Consider the following 20,592-nt stretch of genomic DNA (forward strand, 5'->3'; position numbering starts at 1 on the left):
GCATATGATGATCGAAAGCGGCCAGACGGCGCGGGCGCTCTATGCCGCCCTGAAGGCTGGGCCGGCGCGCAGGCGCTTCGGCTTCGGCAAACGCGCGGCACTGGTGAATGTGGACCCCCAGCGCGCCTACACCGATGTCGCGGCCTTCCCCGCCACCGCCTACGAAACCGACCCGCAGCAGACCGCGCATATGAATGCGCTGGCCGCCGCCTGCCGCGCCAGGCGCTTCCCCGTGGTCTGGACCTATGTCGCCTATGCCGAGGGTGGCGCCGATTGCGGCGTCTGGGGCACGCGCAGCGACACCCCGGACAGCCTGCAGAACATCCGCGACGGATCGCCGCGCGCGTCGCTGGATCCGCGGCTGGAGGTAGCGTCCGGCGATACCGTGCTGCGCAAGCGCATGGCGTCGGCCTTCTTCGAGACCAATCTGCGCTCACTGTTGACCTTCCATGGCGTCGACACGGTGATCGTGACCGGTGGCTCCACCTCCGGCTGCGTGCGCGCGACCGTGGTGGAAGGCCTCTCCTGCGGGTTCCGGATGATCGTGCCGGAGGAATGCGTGGCGGACCGCCACGAGAGCCCGCATTTCGCCAACCTCTACGACATGGCGGTCAAGTATGCGGATGTGCTGCCGGTCGCCGAGGTGCTGGCGGCGCTGGAGGTCATGCCGACACCTGGCTGATGCGGCGGCCGGTCTGCGGATCGACTGGCCCATGCAGCGGACGCAAGGCTCACGGCGGATCCGGATCATTCGGTCTCGCCGCGTGATCCCCCGGGGCTCATCGTTCTCATTGCAATCCTGTTCCGCCCTCAGGCATCGTGATTTCGCTCGGTGATCCCAGCGACAACACCGACAGCGGTCGGCATGAACCCGGACGAAGCTCCGGCTGTCGACCGACGAAAAAGGGAGGCACGGTAACCAGGGAGGACGGCTATGAGGCACTCGGTCGATCGGCGCCAGTTTCTGGCAGCCGCGGGCGGAGCATCAGCCATGGCGCGGATCGGCGGGGGTGGCCTTGCCGGCATTCTTGCCTCGGCCCAGGCACCTGCCTACGCGCAGGGAACCACCATCCACTGGCTCCGCTGGAATGATTTCGTCCCCGCCTCGGATCAGCTTCTGCGGCGGGAGATAGCGCAGGAATGCCAGCGTGCGCTCGGCATCCGGCTGAACGTCGAAACCGTGAACGCCAATGACATCCAGGCGCGGGTCACCTCCGCGGTCCAGTCGGGGAGCGGCCCGGACATCTTCAACGTGCTGAACAACTGGCCGCAGCTCTACGCGCAGAGCGCCGCCGATGTCAGCGACATCGCCGAGGAGGTCGCCGCCGCGCAAGGCGGCTTCTATGAGGTCGCGAAGGCGGTGGCGCATGACGGAAGGCGCTGGCTCGCGGTGCCCTTCAGCATCGTCGGCAACACCTTCGCCTACCGCAAATCCTGGTTCGAGGAGGTCGGCTATGCGGAGTTCCCGCGCACCTGGGAGCAGTTCCGAGACGCGGGCCAGAAGCTGAAGGCGAAGGGCCGCCCGCTTGGGCAGACGCTCGGTCAGACCTTCGGCGATGCACCGACCTTTACCTACCCCCTCATGTGGTCCTTCGGCGGCAAGGAGGTGGAGGCGGATGGCCGCACGGTCGTGCTCAACAGCCCTGAGACGGTCGAATCCGTGCGCTTCATGACCCGCCTCTGGCGGGATGCCTGCGACGAGGGGGGGCTGGCCTGGGACGATTCCAACAACAACCGCGCCTTCCTCTCCGGCACGATCAGCGCGACGCTGAATGGCGCCTCGATCTACATCGAATCCATGCGCCGCCCGCAATCCTACCTGACCGACCGCGGCACGCCGATGAAGGACGACATCCGCCACGGCGTGATGCCGGCGGGGCCCGCCGGCTCCTTCCACTTCCACCTGCCCTTCTCGAACATGATGCCGGCCTATTCGCGCAACCAGGACGCGACGCGGCGCTTCCTGCGCTGGATCCACTCGAAGGATGTGTTCGAGAGGTGGTTCGTCACGCAGCGGGGCTTCTCGGTCGGTGCGACCACCGTCTGGGAGCAGCATCCGATCTGGAACGAGGACCCCGTCATGCTGCCCTACCGCAACGCCGCGCGCGTCGGCCGCGTGCCGGGCTATGCCGGCACATCGAACGCCAAGGCGGCAGAGATCGTGACGAAATACGTGATCACCAACATGTACGCCAGAGCCGTGCAGGGCATAGCGCCCGAGCAGGCGGTCCGCGAGGCGCATGCGGAGGTGGCACGGATCTACGCCGGCTGACGCGTTTGGCTTGGCGAGCAGATTCATGCCTCCGGGCGATTCCGCCCTCTGGCGATCTGCTCTGGCGCGAAGGGCGCGCGGGCTCACCCATAGGCCCGCGCGCCATCCTCAGGGGAGGCGCTGAAGCATGAGTTCCGCCACCACGGAAGCCGGCGTCGGAGGCATTCGCCGCAGCCGCAGGAGAATGCTGTTCGAGGATGAGCGGTGGCTGGCGATGGCGCTGCTCAGCCCGACCATCCTGCTGCTCGGGCTGTTCATCGCCTACCCCTTCGTCACGGGCGTCATGCTCTCGCTCAGCAATGCGCGCGTCGGCGTGCCGGGCGAATTCGTGGGCTTCGCGAATTTCGCCAGGCTCTGGAACGACCCGATCTTCGCCAAGGCGGTCGGCAATACTTTCATCTACACGGCCGTGACGACGGTCTTCAAACTCGCCCTCGGCCTTTGGCTCGCCGTGTTGCTGAACCGCCACTTCCGCGGCAAGGCCCTGGTCCGGGCCTTCATCCTGCTGCCCTTCATCATCCCGACGGTGCTTTCGACCTTCGCCTGGAAGTGGATGTTCGACCCGACCTTCAGCGTGCTGAACTGGACCTTCCGCACGCTCGGCCTGATCGACACCCGCATCAACTGGCTGGGCGATCCCGACCTCGCGATGCTCTCCGTCATGATCGTCAATATCTGGCGCGGCGTGCCCTTCTACGCGATCAGCCTGCTGGCCGGCCTGCAGACCATCAGCCCGGACCTGCACGAGGCCGCGGCGATCGACGGCGCCCGGCCCTGGTCGCGCTTCTGGCACATCACTTGGCCGCTGCTGCTGCCGGTGACGATGGTGGTGGTGCTGTTCTCGGTCATCCAGACCTTCGCCGATTTCCAGCTCGTCTACGTGCTGACGGCCGGCGGGCCTGCCAATGCGACGCACCTCTTCGCCACCTATGCCTATCAGGTCGCGATCGGGACCGGCCTGCTGAGCGAGGGTGCCGCGATCTCACTCGCGATGTTCCCGGTGCTCTTTCTCGTCGTGATCATCCAGCTTCTCTACATCCGGCGCGTGGAGACACGGTGATGATCGAGGGACCGCTCTGGAGGAAATGGCTGTTCGTCAATATCCCGATCATCCTCTTCGTCTTCGTCCTGCTTTTTCCCTTCTACTGGATGATCATCACCACGGTGCGGCCGGACAGCGAACTCTACCGGCCCTGGAACGCGCCCAACTACAACCCGTTCTGGACCTGGCGGCCGACGCTCGAGCACATCCAGTACCTGCTGGAGGAGACGCTGTTCAGCACCTGGATGCTGAACACCATGCTGATCGCCGGCATTTCCACCATCATCTCGGTCATCTGCGGCGTCTTCGCCGGCTACGCGCTGGCGCGGTTGAACTTTCCCTACGCCGCCGGCATCGGCACGGGAATCTTCGTCACCTACCTGGTGCCGCAGACGCTGCTCTTCATCCCGCTGTCGGACATCATCCGCAACTTCAGTCTCGGCGACACGCCCTGGGCGCTGATCCTCACCTACCCGACCTTCCTCATCCCCTTCTGCACCTGGCTGATGATGGGCTACTTCAAGGCGATCCCGAAGGAGCTGGAGGAATGCGCGCGCATCGACGGCGCGTCGCGCTTCAAGGCCATGCTCTACATCATCCTGCCGATCGCGGTTCCGGGCATCCTCTCCGCGGGCATCTTCGCCTTCACGCTCTCCTGGAACGAATTCATCTACGCCCTGGTCTTCCTCTCCTCGCCTGAGCAGAAGACCGTTCCCGTCGGCGTCACCTCAGAGCTCATTCGCGGCGACGTATTCTTCTGGGGGCCGTTGATGGCGGGCGCCCTGCTCGGCTCCATCCCCGTGGCACTCGTCTATTCGTTTTTCGTCGAGCACTACGTCGCCGGGATGACCGGCTCCGTGAAGGGATAGAACCGTGGCCCAGGTCCTGATCCAGAGCCTCAACAAGAAGTTCGATGAGGTTCACGTCGTGAAGGACGTGAACCTCGAGATCCGCGACAAGGAATTCATGGTCTTCGTGGGACCGTCCGGCTGCGGCAAGACGACGACGCTGCGCATGATCGCGGGCCTGGAATCCATCACCTCCGGCCAGGTCATGATCGGCGATACCGTGGTGAACACGCTGCCGCCGATGGACCGCGACATCGCCATGGTGTTCCAGAACTACGCGCTCTATCCGCACATGACCGTCTACGACAACATGGCCTTCGGCCTGAAGATGCGGAAATTCGCCAAGGACGATATCCGGCGCCGCGTGCAGGACGCGGCCGACATCCTGGATATCCGCGACTATCTGCATCGCAAGCCGCGCCAGCTCTCGGGCGGCCAGCGGCAGCGGGTCGCCCTCGGCCGCGCCATCGTGCGCCATCCGCGCGTTTTCCTGTTCGACGAGCCGCTGTCGAACCTGGACGCCAAGCTGCGCGTGCAGATGCGGATCGAGCTGAGGAAGCTCCATGAGCGGCTCGGCACCACTGCGGTCTATGTCACCCACGACCAGGTGGAGGCGATGACGCTCGGCGACCGGGTCGTGGTCATGCGCGACGGGCGCGTGCAGCAGGTGGGGGAGCCGCTGGAGCTCTACTACCAGCCTGCCAATCGCTTCGTCGCCGGCTTCCTCGGTTCGCCGGCGATGAATTTTGCGACCGTGCGCATCGAGGCCGATCCGGGCGGCGGCTTCGTTGCCGCGAATGAGGGGTTGCGCCTCACGGTCCCGCCGCGGCTCACGGACCGCGTCGGCCCCTATGCGGGGCGTGAGCTGACGCTCGGCATCCGGCCGGAGGACCTGCACATCGCCGATGCCAGCGACCCGCCCGACCTCGTCTTCGATGCCGTGGTGGAGGTGATCGAGCGGCTGGGGTCGGAGGCGCTGCTCGTCATGCGCGTGGGCAAGGACGCGATGGTCGCCTCCGTCGAACCCACCGTCCCTGCGCGCATGCGCGACCGGCTGCGGATCGCCATCAATCCGGAGCGGCTGCATGCCTTCGACATGGAGACGGGCGCGGCCGTCTGACGAACGGCCGGGGCCGGCTCAGTCCAGCGCCTGCCAAGGTGCGGTCGCGGCCGCTCTGCGCAGGTTGGCCAGGAACATCAGCGTCAGCCGGGACGGCGTCGCATTGCCGGGCAGCAGCGCCTGGGCGCTGACATCAGCCGCCGGCGCGAGCGCGAGCTGCGCCACGCCGTGGTCCTGGCCATCCATCAGGAAGAAGGGATCGATGATCGCGATGCCGAGCCCAGCCCGCACCATCGCGCAGGCGACCGAGGACTGGTTGACCTCGATCGCGATGCGCCGCGCGACGCCGGCGGCCCGGAAGCACCGCTCGACCAGGTTGCCGAGCGGCAAGCTGCGGCTGAAGGAGATCAGGGGATAGGGTCCCAGCTCACCGAGTGCCACCGTCCGCCGCCGCGCCAGTGGATTGTCGGGCGGCAGGATGCAGACCAGCGGCCGGGTGCAGAGATCGACCAGCCGCACATCCGGCTCGCCCACCGGTGAGAGCACCAGTCCGAGATCCACCCGTTCCTGCAGCACCTGGCCGACGACGCCGGTGTTGTCCATCGCCTGGATCGAGATCTGCACCCGCGGCCGCGACCGGCGGAACAGCGCCAGTGCCCGTGGCAGCAGATTGTCGGCGAGCGTCGGCGTCGCGGCGAGCTGCAGGGTGCCGATGCTGGCGTCCCGCATGTCCTCCATCAGGCGGCCGATGCGTTCCATGCCGTCGAAGACCTGGTCGAGGTCGCGCAGGATCAGCCGCAGCTCGGCCGTCGGCTGCAGCCGCCCCTGCCGGCGCTGGAACAGCGGAAAGCCCGTCACGGCAGCGCTTTCGCGCAACATCATGCTGACCGCCGGCTGCGAGATGTCGAGCGCGGCCGCGGCGGCGGTGACCGAACCCTGACGGCAGACCGCGCGGACGATCTCTAACTGGCGGAAGCTCAGCGGCATCAGTTCATCTTATGAAGAATTAAGAAGAAGGCAATTGAGCTTATCCCCGACGCGCCGCAGTCTCCAGGCACGGGAAACATCCAAGAGCGGCTGGCAGCGGCCGGCCTGAAACGCGAGCGCGATGCAGATCGCCGCTATCGAGACCTCCGTGGTCGCCCTGCCCTACAGCATGGGCGGGCCGCATCCGCTCTTCGCCGGGCAGGCCTGGGACCGCATGGAGATCCTGCTGGTCAAGGTGGAGACCACCGACGGCTTCGTCGGCTGGGGCGAGGCCTTCGGCCATGCCGCCATCCCCACGACCAAGGCGGCGATCGACAGCATCGTCGCCCCCCTGATGGTCGGCCGCGACGCCGGCGACCTGGCCACGCTGACCCGGCAGGTGCTGCATGGGGTGCATCTGCTGGGCCGCAACGGATCCTTCGTCTACGGCTTCTCGGGCGTCGAGATCGCGCTTTGGGATATCATCGGCAAGCGCGCCGGCATGCCGCTCTGGCGACTGCTCGGCGGCGGCGCGCCGGCGTCGCTGCCGGCCTATGCCAGCCTGCTGCGCTACGGCAATGACCTCGACCTGGTCGCCAGGAACACCGCCGATGCCTGCGCCGCCGGCTATCGCCACATCAAGCTGCACGAGGTGACGCTGGAGGCGGTGCGCGCCGCGCGCCAGGCGCCGGGTGCGGCCGATGCCGCGATCATGCTCGACGTGAACTGCGTCTGGACGCCGCCGGAGGCGCGCGCCATGGCGACCGCCCTCGCCGGCGAAGGCCTCCATTGGCTGGAGGAACCGGTCTGGCCACCCGAGGATGGCGCCGGCCTCGCGAGCCTCCGCCCGCACGGCATCCCGCTCTCCGCCGGGGAGAACACCGCCGGCCTGTTCGGCTTCAAGGCCCTGATCGAAGCCGGTGCCATCGACATCGCGCAGCCGAGCGTCACCAAACTCGGCGGCATCGGGGAGATGATCCGGGTCATCCGCCTCTGCGAGGAGCGCGGCATCCGGGTGGTGCCGCACAGCCCCTATTTCGGCCCAGGCTTCATCGCGACCCTGCACATCGCCGCGGCGCTGATTGAGGATCCCATGATCGAGGTGCTCTGGGCGCATATGGAGGCCAATCCCTTCGATCCCTGGGTGCGGCCGCAGCATGGCCGGCTCGCGGTGCCGACCGCGCCGGGGCTCGGCTGCGATCCCGATCCGGCGATCCTCGCGCGCTATGCCAAGGGCCCGCCGACCCGCACCGAATGGCGCCGGCCCTGAGGCCACGCCCGACCGATCTCGCCACCGCCGCAAGCGCGGGGCACGCTGAACGACAGAACAGAGGGGAAGAGACGATGACCATCACCCGCCGCGGCCTGGCCCTGGGTAGCGCCGGCGCCGCCGCCGCGCTCGGCCTCGCCAGGCCAGCCCTCGCGCAATCCGAGCCGATCCGCATCGGCTGGCTCGCCGCCATGACCGGGCCGAGCTCGGCGCCGGCGGTCGGCTTCAACCGCGGCGTGCTCTTCGCCGCGGAGGCGATCAATGCCGCCGGCGGGGTGCGCGGCCGCCGCGTCGAGATCATCACCCGCGACACCCAGGGCGATCCCACCAAGGCGGTCAATGCGACGCAGGAGATGATCAGCCAGCTCCGCGTCCATGCCATCTGGGGCCCGACCAATTCCGGCGAATCCCTGGCGGTCACCGCGATCATGGCGCGCGCCGGCATGCCGAACATCCATCCCTGCGTGGTGGACAGCCTGATCGACGTCCGCCGCTACCCGAACGCCTTCCGCGTCGCGCCGTCCAACACGCAATGGGACGATGCGGTGCGCGGCTACTGCCTGCAGCGCGTCAACGCGAAGAAGGTCGCGGTGGTCGGCGACACCACCGGCTATGGCGTCAGCGCCGCCAATGCGTCGGTCGCCGCCTTCCAGCGCGACGGCGCCGAGGTGGTCTACAAGGCCAATATCGACGCGACCCAGCCCGACATGACGCCCGACATGCTGCGCGCCCGCACCGCCGGCGCCGAGGCGATCGTGATCTGGAGCGTCTCCACCGGCATGATCGCGCGCATGCTGAACACCCGCGCCCATATGGGCTGGGACGTGCCCTTCGTCGGCCATCCGGCGATGTCCTCCGGCGAGGTCGGCACCCTGGTCGAGCGGCCGCAGAATTGGGAGAAGGTCTACGCCATCGGCTACCGGAGCTGCAGCTTCGACGCTTCCGGCAACCTGCCGCCGCGCACCGCGGAGCTGGTCGGGCGGCTGCGCGGCAAGGTCGACCTGCGCGACACGCTGCTCTGGTGGGTCGCCAGCGGCATCGACGCGGTGGACCTGATCGCCAAGGCGGTGGAGGCGACCGGGTCTTCCGACAAGCCCGCGATCATCCGCCACTGGAACACGCTGACCAAATACCCCGGCTATTTCGGCGAATACAGTTTTACCGCCACCGAGCACAACGGCTACCCGACCGAGGATGTCGTGATGTCCGCCGCCAACTCGGCGCGCGACGGCGCCTTCGCGCTCGCGCCGGGCTACGGCTGAGGCCGGACCGGACGCGGGAGGATACTGAATGCTCGCCTCGATCCTGGCCTCCGGCCTTGCGGTCGGTGCCGTCTATGCGCTGATCGGCATCACCTACAACACGATGTTCGCGACCTCCCGCGTCATGAGCTTCACCGCCGGGCAGCTCGGCATGCTCGGCGGCGTGTTCGGTTCGCTCTTCATCCTGAAGCTCGGCCTGCCCTCGATCCTCGGCCTGCTGCTGATGCTCGCCGCCTGCGCGCTGATCGGCGTCATGACCGAGATCGTCGCGGTGCGGCCGGTGCTGAAAAGCCTCGAACAGCACCTCTATGTGCTGACCACGCTGGCGGTCGCGCTGCTGATCCAGCAATTCACCGCCATCCAGTGGGGCACCGAGCCGCAGCCCTTCCCGCGGCTCTTCGCCATCGGCAGCGGCGTCTGGGACGAGAAGTACTGGCTGCCGGTCGTGATCTGCGCGGTGACCATCATCGGCCTGGAGTATCTCTACCGGCGCACGCTGGTCGGCCGCGCCTTCGTCGCGATCGCGGAGGATAATTTCGCCGCCCGCGCGCTCGGCCTGCCGGAGCGCAACCTGCGCATCGCGAGCTATGCGCTGGCGGGCGCCATCGGCGGCCTGGCGGGCTTCGCCGGTGGGCAATTGCTGCTGGCCTTCTTCGCCAATGGCCCGCTGCTGAATTTTTATGGCTTCATCCCGGTGGCGCTCGGCGGCCTCGGCAACAACCGCGGCGCTGTCATCGGTGGCCTGGCGCTCGGCTTGTTCCAGCAGGCGGCGAATTTCTGGGTCGGCGGCATCTTCTCCTCGGTCGCGGTTTTCACCCTCTTCATCATCGTGCTGCTCGCCGCGCCGCAAGGCCTGTTCGGCGCCGCTGCGTCACGGAGGGTCTGATGAGCGCCACGACCTCCGAGGCGACCGGCATCGAGGCAGCCGGCGGCCGGCGCTTCGCAGCCCTGCTGCCCTTCCTGGCACTGCTGGCGATCGGCCTCGTCATTCCCTTCGTCGGCAACGAATACTGGGTCCTGATCGCAACCCGCATCGCCATCTACTGGGTGCTGATCTCGGGGCTCAATCTCGTCGTCGGCTATGCCGGGCAGCTCGCCATCGGCTATGTCGCGCTCTTCACCCTCGGCGCCTATACCACGAGCGTGCTGGCCGCCGGCAATGCGACGCCCCCGGTACCGGCCTTTGCAGCCCTCGGAATTGCGGGCCTGGCCGGCGCGGTGTTCGGCGTGGTGGTGGGCCTGCCGGCGCTCCGGCTCCGCACCTTCTACTTCGCGATCTCGACGCTCGGCTTCGCGACCATCGTCACCCAGATCGCACTCGCCTGGCAGGATGTCACGGGCGGCGGCATCGGCCTGCCGGGGCCGACGCTGCCCGAACCCTTCGACACCGTGACGGGCCTGCTCTATCTCTGCCTGGCCTTCGCCGCCTTCAGCACCTGGATCACCGCGAACATCGCCCGCAGCCGCTTCGGCCGCGCGCTGGTCGCGGTGCGCGATGCCGATGTGGCGGCGGAAGCGACCGGCATCTCCAAGCCGCGCCTGCTGGTGCTGGTCTTCATCCTGGCCGGCGCGCTGGCGGCTGTCGCGGGCGGCCTCTTCGCCAGCCTGCAGACCTACATCACGCCGGATGCCTTCACCTTCGAGCTGTCGCTGCTGTTCTTCATCGCGGTGCTGATCGGCGGCCGCGGCTCCATCCTCGGCCCGCTGCTCGGCACCATCATCTTGACCGTGCTGCCGGAGATCGCGGCACCGCTCGCTGCCTGGTCCACCTTCCTCTACGCGGCGCTGCTGCTGGTCATCGTGCTCGCCATGCCCGGCGGCATCGCGGCCCTGCTGGATTTCCGCAATCGCAAGCCGCTGCCCCCGGGACGCGCCATCGCACCCCGTCCCGACGCGGTGCGGACGCTGGTCGCGCATCGCGCCACGCCGGACATCCTGTCCCTCCGGGGGATTGTGCTCTCCTTCGGCGGCGTCCGGGCGATCGACGGGCTCGACCTCGAGGTCCGGCCCGGGCAGATCCATGGCCTGATCGGCCCGAACGGCAGCGGCAAGACGACGACGCTGAACGTGATCTCCGGCTACTACAGGCCGGAGACCGGCAGCATGATGCTCGGCGGCCACACCCTGGCCGCGGGCCGCACCACCGATCGCGCCGCACATGGCATCGCCCGCACCTTCCAGACCCCGCGCCTGATCGGCGAGGCCTCGGTGCTGGAGAATGTGATGATCGGCGGCACCATCGAAGGCCGGGCCACCTTCCTCGAGGCCTTGCTGTCCCTGCCGCGCCATCGGCGGGAGGAACGCGTGATGGAACAGCGCGCCCGCCTGGCGCTCGCCGCCGTCGGCCTCGATGGCGTGACGGAGGTGCGCGCCGACCGCCTGCAGCACAGCGAGCTGCGCTTCATGGAGATCGCGCGCGCGCTGATGCAACGCCCGGCCTTCCTGCTGCTCGACGAGCCGGCCGCCGGCCTCTCCGCCGAGGAGATCCGGCGCCTCGCTGCCCTGATCCGGGCAGTGAGCGCGGGCGGCACCGGCGTGCTGCTGGTCGAGCACCATGCCGACCTGATCTTCGACATCTGCGACCACGTCACGGTGCTCAACCTCGGCCGCATCCTGGCGGCGGGAACCCCGGGCGAGATCCGCGTCCACAAGGAGGTGGTCAGTGCCTATCTCGGCGCCTGAGCGTCCGATGACCGAAGGGTCCGCAGCCGGCGCGCATGCTGACAAGGAGCTGCTCGCCGTCCACGCCCTGGAGGCGGGCTATGGCAAGATCGGCGTGCTGCACGGGGTCACCTTGCGGGTCGCGGCCGGCGAGGTCGTGGCGCTGCTCGGCCCCAACGGCGCCGGCAAGACAACCTTGCTGCGCACCCTCTCCGGGCTGCTGCCGCGCACCGCGGGCGAGGTCCGCTTCGATGGCCGCGACATGCGCGATGCCGGCCCGCGCGAGGCGGCCCGCGCAGGGCTCGTGCATGTCGTCGAAGGCCATCGCGTCTTCACCCAGATATCCGTCAACGACAACCTGCTGCTCGCAGGCTACGACCTGCCGCGCGGCGAACGCGCGGCACGGGTGGACGAGGCGCTGTCCTTCTTTCCGGAGATCGCCGCCAAGCGCCTCGACCGCGGCGGAGCGCTCAGCGGCGGGCAGCAGCAGATGCTGGCGGTGGCGCAGGGCCTGGTACGCCGACCGCGCCTCCTGATGCTGGATGAACCCTCGGCCGGCCTCTCACCGGTGCTGGTGGACCGGGTGCTGGACGTGGTCACCCGCCTGCGTGCCCAGGGCACGGCCGTGCTGCTGGTCGAGCAGCTCATCGACAAGGCGCTCGCCGTCTCCGACCGGGTCTATGCGCTGGCGCAGGGCCAGGTGGTGCTCAGCGCCTCCGCGGCGGAGACGGATTTGCACCATCGGCTGGAACGCGCTTACTTCGGCGCCTGACGGAGAATGCGCCATGTCCCCTGAGATCATCGCCGAACTGGCCCCCACCGGCGTGCTGCGCGCGGGCATCAATCTCAGCAACTTCCTGCTGGTCACCGGCCGCAGCCCGTCGGGCGATCCCGAGGGCGTTTCCCCCAGCATGGCAAAGGCGATCGCGGAGAGGCTCGGCGTGCCGGTCCGCTACGTGCCCTTCCCGAAGCCCGGCCTGCTGGCGGATGCGGTCGACGACGATGTCTGGGACATCGGCCTGATCGGCGCCGAGCCGCAGCGCGCGGAGAAGATCGCCTTCACCGCCGCCTATACCGAGATCGAGGCGACCTACCTGGTCCCCGCCGGCTCCCCGATCACCGCGATCGACCAAGTGGACCGCCCCGGTATCCGCATCGCGGTCAGCGCGCGGTCAGCCTACGACCTCTGGCTGGTGCGCAACATCAAGCAGGCGACGCTGGTGCAGGTCGAAGGCGGCCCCGCGGCCGTCGCCAAGTTCCGCGACGAGAAGCTGGAGGTGCTGGCCGGCCTCCGTCCTGGGCTCCTGACCGACCAGGAAGCCCTGCCCGGCTCCCGCATCCTCGATGGCCAGTTCACCGCCGTGCAGCAGGCGATCGGCACGCAGCGGCGCAACTCCGCCGGCGCCGCCTTCCTGAGCGCCTTCGTGGAGGAGGCGAAGGCCTCCGGCCTGGTCGCCAAATTCATCGAGCAGCACAAGGTGCGCGGGCTGTCCGTCGCACCACGCGCGGCCTGAGCGTCCGATGGCCGAAGGGCCGAAGGGCCCGGAGGCCTGAATCGGCCGCTCGACTTACGAGGTCAGCCGCCGGGTTGCCCTGACCGCGCCAGGCCGGCAGTCTGGCGCGGCATGTGTTCTCCCCATTCGTGAATCCCCCGGCCACCGCCGCGCCTGACCAGCGCATCCTGCTCGGCATCCTCTGCATGTGCTTCGCGGGCGCCCTGTTCTCGCTCATGGGCGGCACGGCGAAGCTGCTGGGCGTGAATTATTCCTCCCTTCAGGTCTCCTGGGCGCGCGCCTTCATCCATCTGGTCTTCCTGGCGATCCTGTTCCTGCCGAGTGCCGGCATCGGCGTGCTGCGTAGCCGCCGGCCCGGCCTGCAGCTCGCCCGGGCGGCGATGCTGACCAGCTCCAATCTCTGCTTCTTCTACGCGGTCACCTTCATCCCGCTGGCCAAGGCCGCCGCCATCTCGCTCACCGCGCCGCTGATCGTCGCACTCCTCGCCTGGCCCATGCTGCAGGAACGCACCACCCCGATGCGGGTCATGGCGGTGCTGATCGGCTTCATCGGCGTGCTGGTGGTCGTGCAACCCGGCGGCGAGCTGTTCCACTGGGCCTCGCTCTTCGTGCTCGGCTCCGCCGCCACCTATGGCGTCTATCAGATCCTGACGCGGCGGGTGGCGCCGCATGACCCGCCGATGACCTCCGCCCTCTGGGCACCGCTCACCGGCGCCTCGCTCCTGCTGCTGGCACAGCCCTTTGTGTGGTTGACGCCGATGGATTGGGGCGATCTCGGGCTGTTCCTGGCCTGCGGCATGCTGGGCGCCGTCGGGCATTATTTCGTCGCGCGTGCCCTGACCCTGGCGCCGGCCAACATCATCTCGCCTTTCCAATACGTGCAGCTCCTCGCCGCGACCTGCATCGGCTGGCTGATCTTCGACCATCTGCCGGATGCGCAGACCTGGGCGGGAGCCGCGATCATCATCGGCTCCGGCCTGCTGCTCGCCTGGGCGCAGGCGCGCGGGCGTTAGCGCGTGTCGTGCCTGCGTGGCTTCTCGCGTTGCGGAACTGCGGTTAAGCTGCCGCCAAAATGACAGGCGCGGTGCCGGCCGCGATCGACAACAGGGGGAACACATGACGATCGGACGCCGTCCGTTGCTGGCCGCGCCAGCGCTTCTGCTTGCCGGCCGCGCCTTCGCGCAGGGCGCCGCCCAGGGCACCCCCATCAAAGTGGGATCGCTGATGCCGCTTACCGGCGTCGCCGCTTCCGCCGGCAATTCGGCCAAGGCAGCGCTCGAGCTCGCGGTCGAGCTGATCAACACGCCACAGCCGGATCTGGCGGCCATGCCGCTGATGGCGACCGCGGGCTTTCCGGCGATTGGCGGCCGGCCGCTGCAGCTCGTCATGGCGGATCAGCAGGGAAATCCCTCGGTCGCGCAAAACCAGGCGCTGCGCCTGATCACCCAGGAACGCGTGGTGGCGCTGACCGGCGCCTATCAGTCCGGCCTGACCCTGACCGCGAGCGCCATCGCCGAACGCCACGGCATCCCCTTCGTGAACGGTGAATCGGTCGCGACCAACCTGACCGAGCGCGGGTTCCAGTGGTTCTTCCGCACCACGCCGATCGGCCCGGACATCGCCGCCATCTACATGGAGTTCCTCCAGCAGGTGCGGGTCGGCGGGCGCCCGGTCGCGAAGATCGCCATCGTCAACGAGAACACCGAATACGGTACCTCGATCGCCGACGTCATCCGCCGTACCGCGGAGGGCCGCGGCGTCAGCATCGCGCTGCAGATCCCCTATGCCGCCAACAGCGCCGATGTCTCGGCCCAGGTGCTGCAGTTGAAGGAAGCGCAGCCGGACGTCGTGATCTTCATCAGCTACACCTCGGACGCCATCCTCTACGCCCGGACCATGCGCGCGCAGGGCTACCGGCCGCCGGTCCTGATCGGCGACAACAGCGGCTTCTCGGATGACAGTTTCGTCCAGTCGGCCGGCGACATCGCCCAGGGCCTCATCAACCGCAGCGCCTTCGATGCCAGCCGTCCCGGCAGCAACGCCTTCAAGATCAATGCGCTCTACAAAACCCGCACCGGACGCGAGATGGACGATACCACGGCCCGCATCATGCAGGGCTTCCTGGTCGCCTGCGACGCCATCAACCGCGCCGGGTCCACCCAGCCGGCCGCCATCCAGGCGGCGCTGCGCGCCACCGACCTGAAGCCCGAACAGCTCATCATGGGCTATCGCGGGGTGAAGTTCGACGCCAAGGGCCAGAACATCAACGCCTCCGTCCTGCTCGTGCAGCTCCGCGGCCGCGACTACGTCTCGGTCTATCCGGCGGATACCGCGACGGCGCAGCTCGAGCTGCCCTACAAGGGCTGGGAATGATGCTGCCGAGCCTCATGGCTCACCAGCCCGCTGTTGCTGAGCCCGTGGAGAGGCTCGGCGGCATCGCGCGCGGGGTTGGTGGGGCGGCCACGCACCAAGCAAAGGCTCATACCGGTCAGCCGACAGGCTGGCCGGCATGATCCTCGGGCAGGTTGTGCTGAACGGCTTCCTGGTGGGGGCCGTCTATGCGCTGTTCTCCTCCGGCCTCACGCTGATCTGGGGCATGATGAACGTGGTGAACTTCGCGCATGGCGATTTCGTCATGATCGCGATGTACGTCGCCTTCGTCGTGTTCACGGCGCTGCATCTCGGCCCCGCGGTTTTCGTGCCGCTGGCCGCCGTGCTGCTCTTCCTGCTCGGCGTTCTCGTCTATTTCAGCCTGGTGCGGCACGTCATGCGCGGGCCGATGCTGGCGCAGATCCTCGGCACCTTCGGCCTCGCGCTGGTGCTGCGCTACGCGACGCTCTGGGTGTTCTCGGCCAATTTCGTCTCCCTGCCCGACAACCTGCTCGGTCCGGTCGTCACCGTCGCGGGGCTGCGGCTGGAACCGTCGCGGGTCGTCGCCGGCCTGGCGGCGCTGACCTTGACCATCGGGCTGCACCTGCTGCTGACCCGCACCGCGCTCGGCAGCCGGCTGCTGGCGGTGGCCGAGGACCGCAATGCCGCCATGCTGGTCGGCATCAGGCCGGATCCGATGCAGGCGCTGGCCTGGGGTATCGGCGCCGCCTGCACCGGCGTCGCCGGCGCGCTAATCGCGCTGTTCTTCTACATCTCGCCGACGGTGGGCGAATCGCTGGCGCTGATCGCCTTCGTGGTGGTCTGCCTCGGCGGCTTCGGCAGCGTGCCGGGGGCGCTGGTCGCGGGGTTGCTGATCGGCGTCATCGAATCGCTCTCCGCCTTCTGGATCGGGCCCGCCAACAAGGATGTGGTGGTCTTCATCTTGTTCCTTGCCGTGCTGTGGTTCCGGCCGCAGGGCCTGCTGGGCAAGGCATGAGCATGTCCGCATCCATCACCGCGCCAGCGCGATCCGCGGGCCGCCTGGTCTTCGCCGCGTTCGTGCTGCTCGCACTGCTCGTCTGGCCGCTGCTGGTCGAGAATGTCTTCTACCAGCGCGTCGGCGCCCTAGTAATGCTGGCCGCGCTCTCGGCCTCGGCCTGGAACCTGGTCGGCGGCTATGCCGGGCAGATCTCGATCGGGCATGTGCTGTTCTTCGGCTGTGGCGCCTATGCCTCGCTGCTCGGCTTCACCTGGTTCGAATGGCCGCCGATCATGGGCGCGCCCTTCGGCATCGCGCTGTCGCTGCTGCTCGCAGTGCTGGTCGGGTTGCCGACACTGCGGCTGAAGGGCCACTACTTCTCGATGGCGACGATCGCGCTGGCGGAGCTCGCGCGCATCATCGTGGTGAACTCGCCCTCGCTCGGCGGCGGCGTCGGGATCTCCGGACCGGCCATCCCGCGGAGCATGGCCGACCTCTCCTTCATCAGCCCGTTGCCCTATTACTACATCTTCGGCGCCGTGCTGGCGGTGCTGCTGCTGTTCACCTGGTGGATGGGCCGCGCGCGGATGGGTTTCTACCTCCGCGCCATCCGCGGCCAGGAACGCGCGGCGCGCAGCCTCGGCGTGCCGGCGCAGCGCTACAAGCTCTATGCGCTGCTGGTCTCGGCAGGCTTCACCTCGCTGGCCGGCTCGCTCTACGCGGCGATGGTGGGGTTCGTGGATCCGGACAGCGGCCTCGGCATCCTGCTTTCGGTGAAGATGGTGATCGTCAGCGCCCTCGGTGGTGCCGGCACGCTGTTCGGCCCACTGGTCGGCGCAGCGATCCTGGTGCCGCTGGAGGAATTCACCAATGCCGCCTTCGGCGGCGACGGCACCGGCATCACCTATGTCGTCTACGGCGCCATCATCATGCTGATCAGCCGCTACGCCCCGGGCGGCCTCGCCGAGATCCTGGCCCGCCTCAAGGCCTGGGGGGCACGCCATGCGCGCTGATCCGCCGCTTCTCGAAGCCCGCGACATCAGCGTCGCCTTCGGCAGCTTCCGCGCCGTCGACGGCGCCTCGCTCACCATCGGCAAGGGCGAGATCATCGGCCTGATCGGCCCGAACGGCGCCGGCAAGAGCACGTTCTTCAACTGCCTGGCCGGCGACCGCCAGCCGGCCTCCGGCAGCATCCGGCTGCGCGGCCATGACGTGACCCGCGCCTCGCCCGAGGACCACGCCCGGCTCGGCCTGGCGCGAAGCTGGCAGGTGCCGGCGGTGTTCGACGACATGAGCGTGCGCGACAACGTCGTGGTCGGCGCCTTCCTGCGCCACAAACGCGCTTCCGACGCGGCGGCGGTGGCGGACCGGGTGATCGCCTTCACCGGCCTCGCCCCCATCGCGCAATCCCGCTCCGGCAGCCTCGGCACGCCGGCGCGGAAGCGCCTCGAGATCGCACGCGCGCTGGCGACCGAGCCCGAGATCCTGCTGCTGGACGAGGCGCTGGCCGGGCTGACGCCGACCGAGGTGCGTGCCGCGATCGAGCTCGTGCGCCGAATCCACGCCCAGGGAATCACGCTGGTGATCGTGGAGCATGTGATGGAGGTGATCCTGTCGCTGGCTGACCGCGCGGTCGTCTTCAACCAGGGCCGGGTGATCGCGGAAGGCAAGCCGCGCGACGTCGTGCAGGACCCCGGCGTGATCGAGGCCTATCTCGGCCGCAGCCTCAGCCGGAAGGCCAGGGCATGACCGCGCCGCTGCTCAGCGTCCGCAACCTCGAGGTGCGCTACGGCGACCTGGTCGGCGTCGCCGATGTCTCGCTGGAGGTGCGCCAGGGCGAGGTGGTGGCGCTGCTCGGCTCCAACGGCGCCGGCAAGACCACGGTGCTGAACGCGATCATCGGTCTGGTGCGCCCGGCCGCCGGCGTGATCGCCTGGGAGGGCGCCGCGATCGGCGGGCTGCCGGCCCATGCGGTGGTCGGGCGCGGCCTGGCGCTGGCGCCGGAGGGCTGGCGCCTGTTCGTCAACCAGACCGTCGAGCAGAATCTCCGCCTCGGCGCCACGCCGCTCCGCGACCGCAGGCGGGAGGCGGAGCTGCTGGAGCGCGTCTTCGCCTTCCTGCCCCGGCTGAAGGAGCGGCGCCGGCAATCCGCCGGCACCCTCTCCGGCGGGGAGCGGCAGATGCTCGCGGTCGGGCGCGCGCTGATGAGCGCGCCGCGCCTGCTGCTGCTGGACGAGCCTTCGCTCGGCCTCGCGCCGGCGATCGTCGAGATGATGTACGAGAAGCTGCAGGCGCTGCGCGACGAAGGGCTGACCCTGCTGATCGCCGAGCAATCGGTGGAGCTCGCACTCGAGATCGCCGACCGCGGCTATGTCATCCAGACTGGACGCTCGGTGCTGGACGGCGCGGCGGGCGACCTCGCCGACAGCCCGGAGGTGCAGCGCGCCTATCTCGGCATCGGCGAAAGCTGACACAAGCGCGGCACTGCCGCGCCGGCGGGATGGCGCAGACCATATCGGTTCGGCTATGCATCGTCCGGCAATGCGGCACGAGTGGAGTCTGAAGCAACATGCGTCTGTCCTTGCGGCTGCTCGGCGCTTGCCTGCTGCTCCTCGCCACCACCGACGCAGCGCTGGCCCAGCCGGCCGCGACGCCGCAGCCCGCGGCGCGGCCGGTCGCCCCGCCACCCGCCGCGCGGCTGGAGGCAGAGGCGCTGGCCGGCGCCATCAGCGCCGAGACCCTGCTGCACATCGCAACACCCGGACGCTTTGCGATCCGGGCGCAGAGCACGACCGGCACCGCACTGCAATTGGTGGACATGGCGACAGGCCCCGGCGAGATGGCCGGCGTGCCCGGCGCCGAGGATGGCCGCCTCGATCTGCTGCTCGATACCGGCACCTACAAGCTGCGCCTCTTCGGCGCCGAGACCGGCGCCGCCCCGGTCCGCCTGAGCGTCGCGCCATTCCAGGATGCGGCGGGCCCCGCCCCCTTGCCGGCCGGGCAGGCCATCAGCGGCGCGCTGACCGATCTGCAGCAGCGCAGCTACTGGTTCACCGTCACCACACAGCGTCCCGTCCGTATCGAGGCCGCCGGCCGCGCGCTCCGTGATCTGCGCCTGTGGCGCGAAGGCCGGGATCTGGTCGCGGCCGACGCGGTGTCGCGGCGCATCGAACCCACCCCCGGCCATCCGCTCGGCAGCCAGTTGCTGACGCCGGTGCTGGAGCCGGGCAATTACCGCGTCACCGCCTATGGCGGCCCGCCGGTGCCCTGGGCGGATGGCGATGCAGCGCAGCCCTTCCACCTGCGCCTCGACGCCAGCACCGCGCTGAACGAAGGCTGGGCCGCCGGCCGTATCGGCCCTTTCGGCAGCGAGGTGTTCGAGATCACCTCCCAGGCCGATTTTTTCCGCCTGACCCTGCCGGAACCCGCGGCCGCCACGCTCATTGTCACCACCGGCGGCGCGCGGGCGACCGCGGGTCTCGCGCGCGACAGCCGCGACGCCAGCCTGCTGCTGCGCCCCGGCGCCCGGCAGCAGCAGCGCCGGCTGGCCGAGGTGCAAGGGCGCGAGGGACAGGCCTTCCAGCTCCGCGCCCTTGGTGCGCCATCGCAGCCGGAGGGTGATTGGCGCCTGGCCGAGGCGGCGGGCTTCGGCGGCGACGAGATGCCGCCGACGCTGCTGCTGTTCCGCCAGCCGCGCAACGGACCGTTCGTCCCCCTTGCCGCGGTGGCGCCGCGCGTCGGACCGGGCGCCGCCTGGCGGGCACGCTTCAACCTGCGCGGCGCGAGCAGCTTCCTGGTCGAGGTGACGGCGCCCGGCCCGATCGCCTTGCGCACCGAAGGCGTCGCGCTCAGCGCGAGCATCCAACTGCTCGGCCAGAACAGCCCCGCGATCCCGCGTGCCGATGGCGCGAGTCCGACCGCCTGGGACCTCGCCACTGGCATCTACCTGGTGCGGCTGGCACCGCCGCCGGGGGCCGCGGGCATCCTCGACCTCACCATCGGCCCGCCCGGCCTGCAGCCGCCCAATCCGGCACCGCCGCTGCCGGCCGATCCGGCTCTGGTGCTCGGACAGCATGCCGCCGATCCGCAGGAACCGATCCGCCTGTTCAGCGGCACCGTGCCGGGCGGCCGCATCAGCCTGCTGTCCCGTCCCGCGCCGCTGGACCTCGCTACCGGCGCGGCGATCGTCACGCAGCGGTCGGGCGAAGCGCTGACCCTGCCGCTCGCGCCGCTGCCGGCAACCGAGCTCGTGGTGACCGAGATCGGCGGCGCCGCGCTCGCGCTGCGTCCGCAGCCGGGCCGCTCGCCGGCGGAACCGGCGCAGCTCCGCATCCCCGCCCCCGCCGCG

The 20,592-nt window shown here is 69.2% G+C and carries 19 protein-coding genes; 18 read left to right on the forward strand and 1 reads right to left on the reverse strand.

Annotated elements, in window-relative coordinates; all coding sequences use genetic code 11:
* Window positions 1-4 precede the first annotated feature (4 nt).
* The 5 genes from GXW71_RS23845 (at window position 5) to GXW71_RS23865 (ending at window position 5,282) form a co-directional block, all read left to right on the forward strand.
* Entirely contained in the window at window positions 5-682 is a 678-nt protein-coding gene (locus GXW71_RS23845) for an isochorismatase family protein (protein WP_246526835.1), read from the forward strand.
* A 309-nt stretch (window positions 683-991) separates the two neighbouring features.
* The gene (locus GXW71_RS23850; RefSeq protein ID WP_211855192.1) at window positions 992-2,272 is read left to right on the forward strand and encodes an ABC transporter substrate-binding protein; all 1,281 of its coding nucleotides are present in this window, start codon (window positions 992-994) and stop codon (window positions 2,270-2,272) included.
* A 127-nt stretch (window positions 2,273-2,399) separates the two neighbouring features.
* Window positions 2,400-3,332: a carbohydrate ABC transporter permease gene (locus tag GXW71_RS23855; RefSeq protein WP_211855193.1), complete on the forward strand. Its 933-nt coding sequence runs from the start codon at window positions 2,400-2,402 to the stop codon at window positions 3,330-3,332.
* Window positions 3,332-4,183, forward strand: coding sequence for a carbohydrate ABC transporter permease (locus GXW71_RS23860; RefSeq protein WP_211855194.1), 852 nt, complete (start codon window positions 3,332-3,334; stop codon window positions 4,181-4,183). The genes GXW71_RS23855 and GXW71_RS23860 overlap by 1 nt, the downstream gene beginning before the upstream one ends.
* A gap of 4 nt (window positions 4,184-4,187) precedes the next feature.
* Complete coding sequence (locus GXW71_RS23865; RefSeq protein ID WP_211855195.1) at window positions 4,188-5,282, forward strand: ABC transporter ATP-binding protein; 1,095 nt, start codon at window positions 4,188-4,190, stop codon at window positions 5,280-5,282.
* 18 nt (window positions 5,283-5,300) lie between these two features.
* Here the strand turns inward: GXW71_RS23865 and GXW71_RS23870 are convergent, their stop codons facing one another.
* Window positions 5,301-6,209, reverse strand: a complete 909-nt coding sequence (locus tag GXW71_RS23870; RefSeq protein WP_211855196.1) for a LysR family transcriptional regulator — start codon at window positions 6,207-6,209, stop codon at window positions 5,301-5,303.
* A 121-nt stretch (window positions 6,210-6,330) separates the two neighbouring features.
* On the opposite strand from GXW71_RS23870, the gene GXW71_RS23875 reads away from it, so the two are divergent.
* The 13 genes from GXW71_RS23875 to GXW71_RS23935 all read left to right on the forward strand — a co-directional run.
* Window positions 6,331-7,458, forward strand: coding sequence for a mandelate racemase/muconate lactonizing enzyme family protein (locus GXW71_RS23875; protein WP_211855197.1), 1,128 nt, complete (start codon window positions 6,331-6,333; stop codon window positions 7,456-7,458).
* A gap of 74 nt (window positions 7,459-7,532) precedes the next feature.
* A complete protein-coding gene (locus GXW71_RS23880; RefSeq protein WP_211855198.1) occupies window positions 7,533-8,720 on the forward strand; it encodes an ABC transporter substrate-binding protein in 1,188 nt (395 codons plus the stop codon).
* Window positions 8,721-8,748: 28 nt separating this feature from the next.
* The gene (locus tag GXW71_RS23885) at window positions 8,749-9,606 is read left to right on the forward strand and encodes a branched-chain amino acid ABC transporter permease (RefSeq protein WP_211855199.1); all 858 of its coding nucleotides are present in this window, start codon (window positions 8,749-8,751) and stop codon (window positions 9,604-9,606) included.
* Entirely contained in the window at window positions 9,606-11,402 is a 1,797-nt protein-coding gene (locus GXW71_RS23890; RefSeq protein ID WP_211855200.1) for a branched-chain amino acid ABC transporter ATP-binding protein/permease, read from the forward strand. Before GXW71_RS23885 ends, GXW71_RS23890 begins: the two co-directional genes overlap by 1 nt.
* Window positions 11,403-11,409: 7 nt before the next feature.
* Window positions 11,410-12,153, forward strand: a complete 744-nt coding sequence (locus tag GXW71_RS23895; protein ID WP_211855201.1) for an ABC transporter ATP-binding protein — start codon at window positions 11,410-11,412, stop codon at window positions 12,151-12,153.
* A 13-nt stretch (window positions 12,154-12,166) separates the two neighbouring features.
* Complete coding sequence (locus GXW71_RS23900; RefSeq protein WP_211855202.1) at window positions 12,167-12,895, forward strand: transporter substrate-binding domain-containing protein; 729 nt, start codon at window positions 12,167-12,169, stop codon at window positions 12,893-12,895.
* A gap of 113 nt (window positions 12,896-13,008) precedes the next feature.
* Complete coding sequence (locus GXW71_RS23905; RefSeq protein WP_211855203.1) at window positions 13,009-13,908, forward strand: DMT family transporter; 900 nt, start codon at window positions 13,009-13,011, stop codon at window positions 13,906-13,908.
* Between the two features lie 103 nt (window positions 13,909-14,011).
* Window positions 14,012-15,268, forward strand: coding sequence for an ABC transporter substrate-binding protein (locus tag GXW71_RS23910; protein WP_211855204.1), 1,257 nt, complete (start codon window positions 14,012-14,014; stop codon window positions 15,266-15,268).
* Window positions 15,269-15,404: 136 nt separating this feature from the next.
* Entirely contained in the window at window positions 15,405-16,262 is an 858-nt protein-coding gene (locus GXW71_RS23915) for a branched-chain amino acid ABC transporter permease (protein ID WP_211855205.1), read from the forward strand.
* Window positions 16,263-16,264: 2 nt separating this feature from the next.
* The gene (locus GXW71_RS23920) at window positions 16,265-17,257 is read left to right on the forward strand and encodes a branched-chain amino acid ABC transporter permease (RefSeq protein ID WP_211855206.1); all 993 of its coding nucleotides are present in this window, start codon (window positions 16,265-16,267) and stop codon (window positions 17,255-17,257) included.
* Window positions 17,247-17,993 carry an ABC transporter ATP-binding protein gene (locus tag GXW71_RS23925; protein ID WP_211855207.1) on the forward strand — a complete coding sequence of 249 codons (747 nt, stop codon included), beginning with the start codon at window positions 17,247-17,249 and terminating at the stop codon, window positions 17,991-17,993. Before GXW71_RS23920 ends, GXW71_RS23925 begins: the two co-directional genes overlap by 11 nt.
* A complete protein-coding gene (locus tag GXW71_RS23930) occupies window positions 17,990-18,715 on the forward strand; it encodes an ABC transporter ATP-binding protein (RefSeq protein ID WP_211855208.1) in 726 nt (241 codons plus the stop codon). The genes GXW71_RS23925 and GXW71_RS23930 overlap by 4 nt, the downstream gene beginning before the upstream one ends.
* 98 nt (window positions 18,716-18,813) lie before the next feature.
* A partial coding sequence (locus GXW71_RS23935) for a hypothetical protein (protein WP_211855209.1) occupies window positions 18,814-20,592 on the forward strand: 1,779 nt, incomplete at its 3' end.

It is taken from the genome of Plastoroseomonas hellenica (genome assembly GCF_018129085.1).
Lineage (GTDB): Bacteria > Pseudomonadota > Alphaproteobacteria > Acetobacterales > Acetobacteraceae > Plastoroseomonas > Plastoroseomonas hellenica.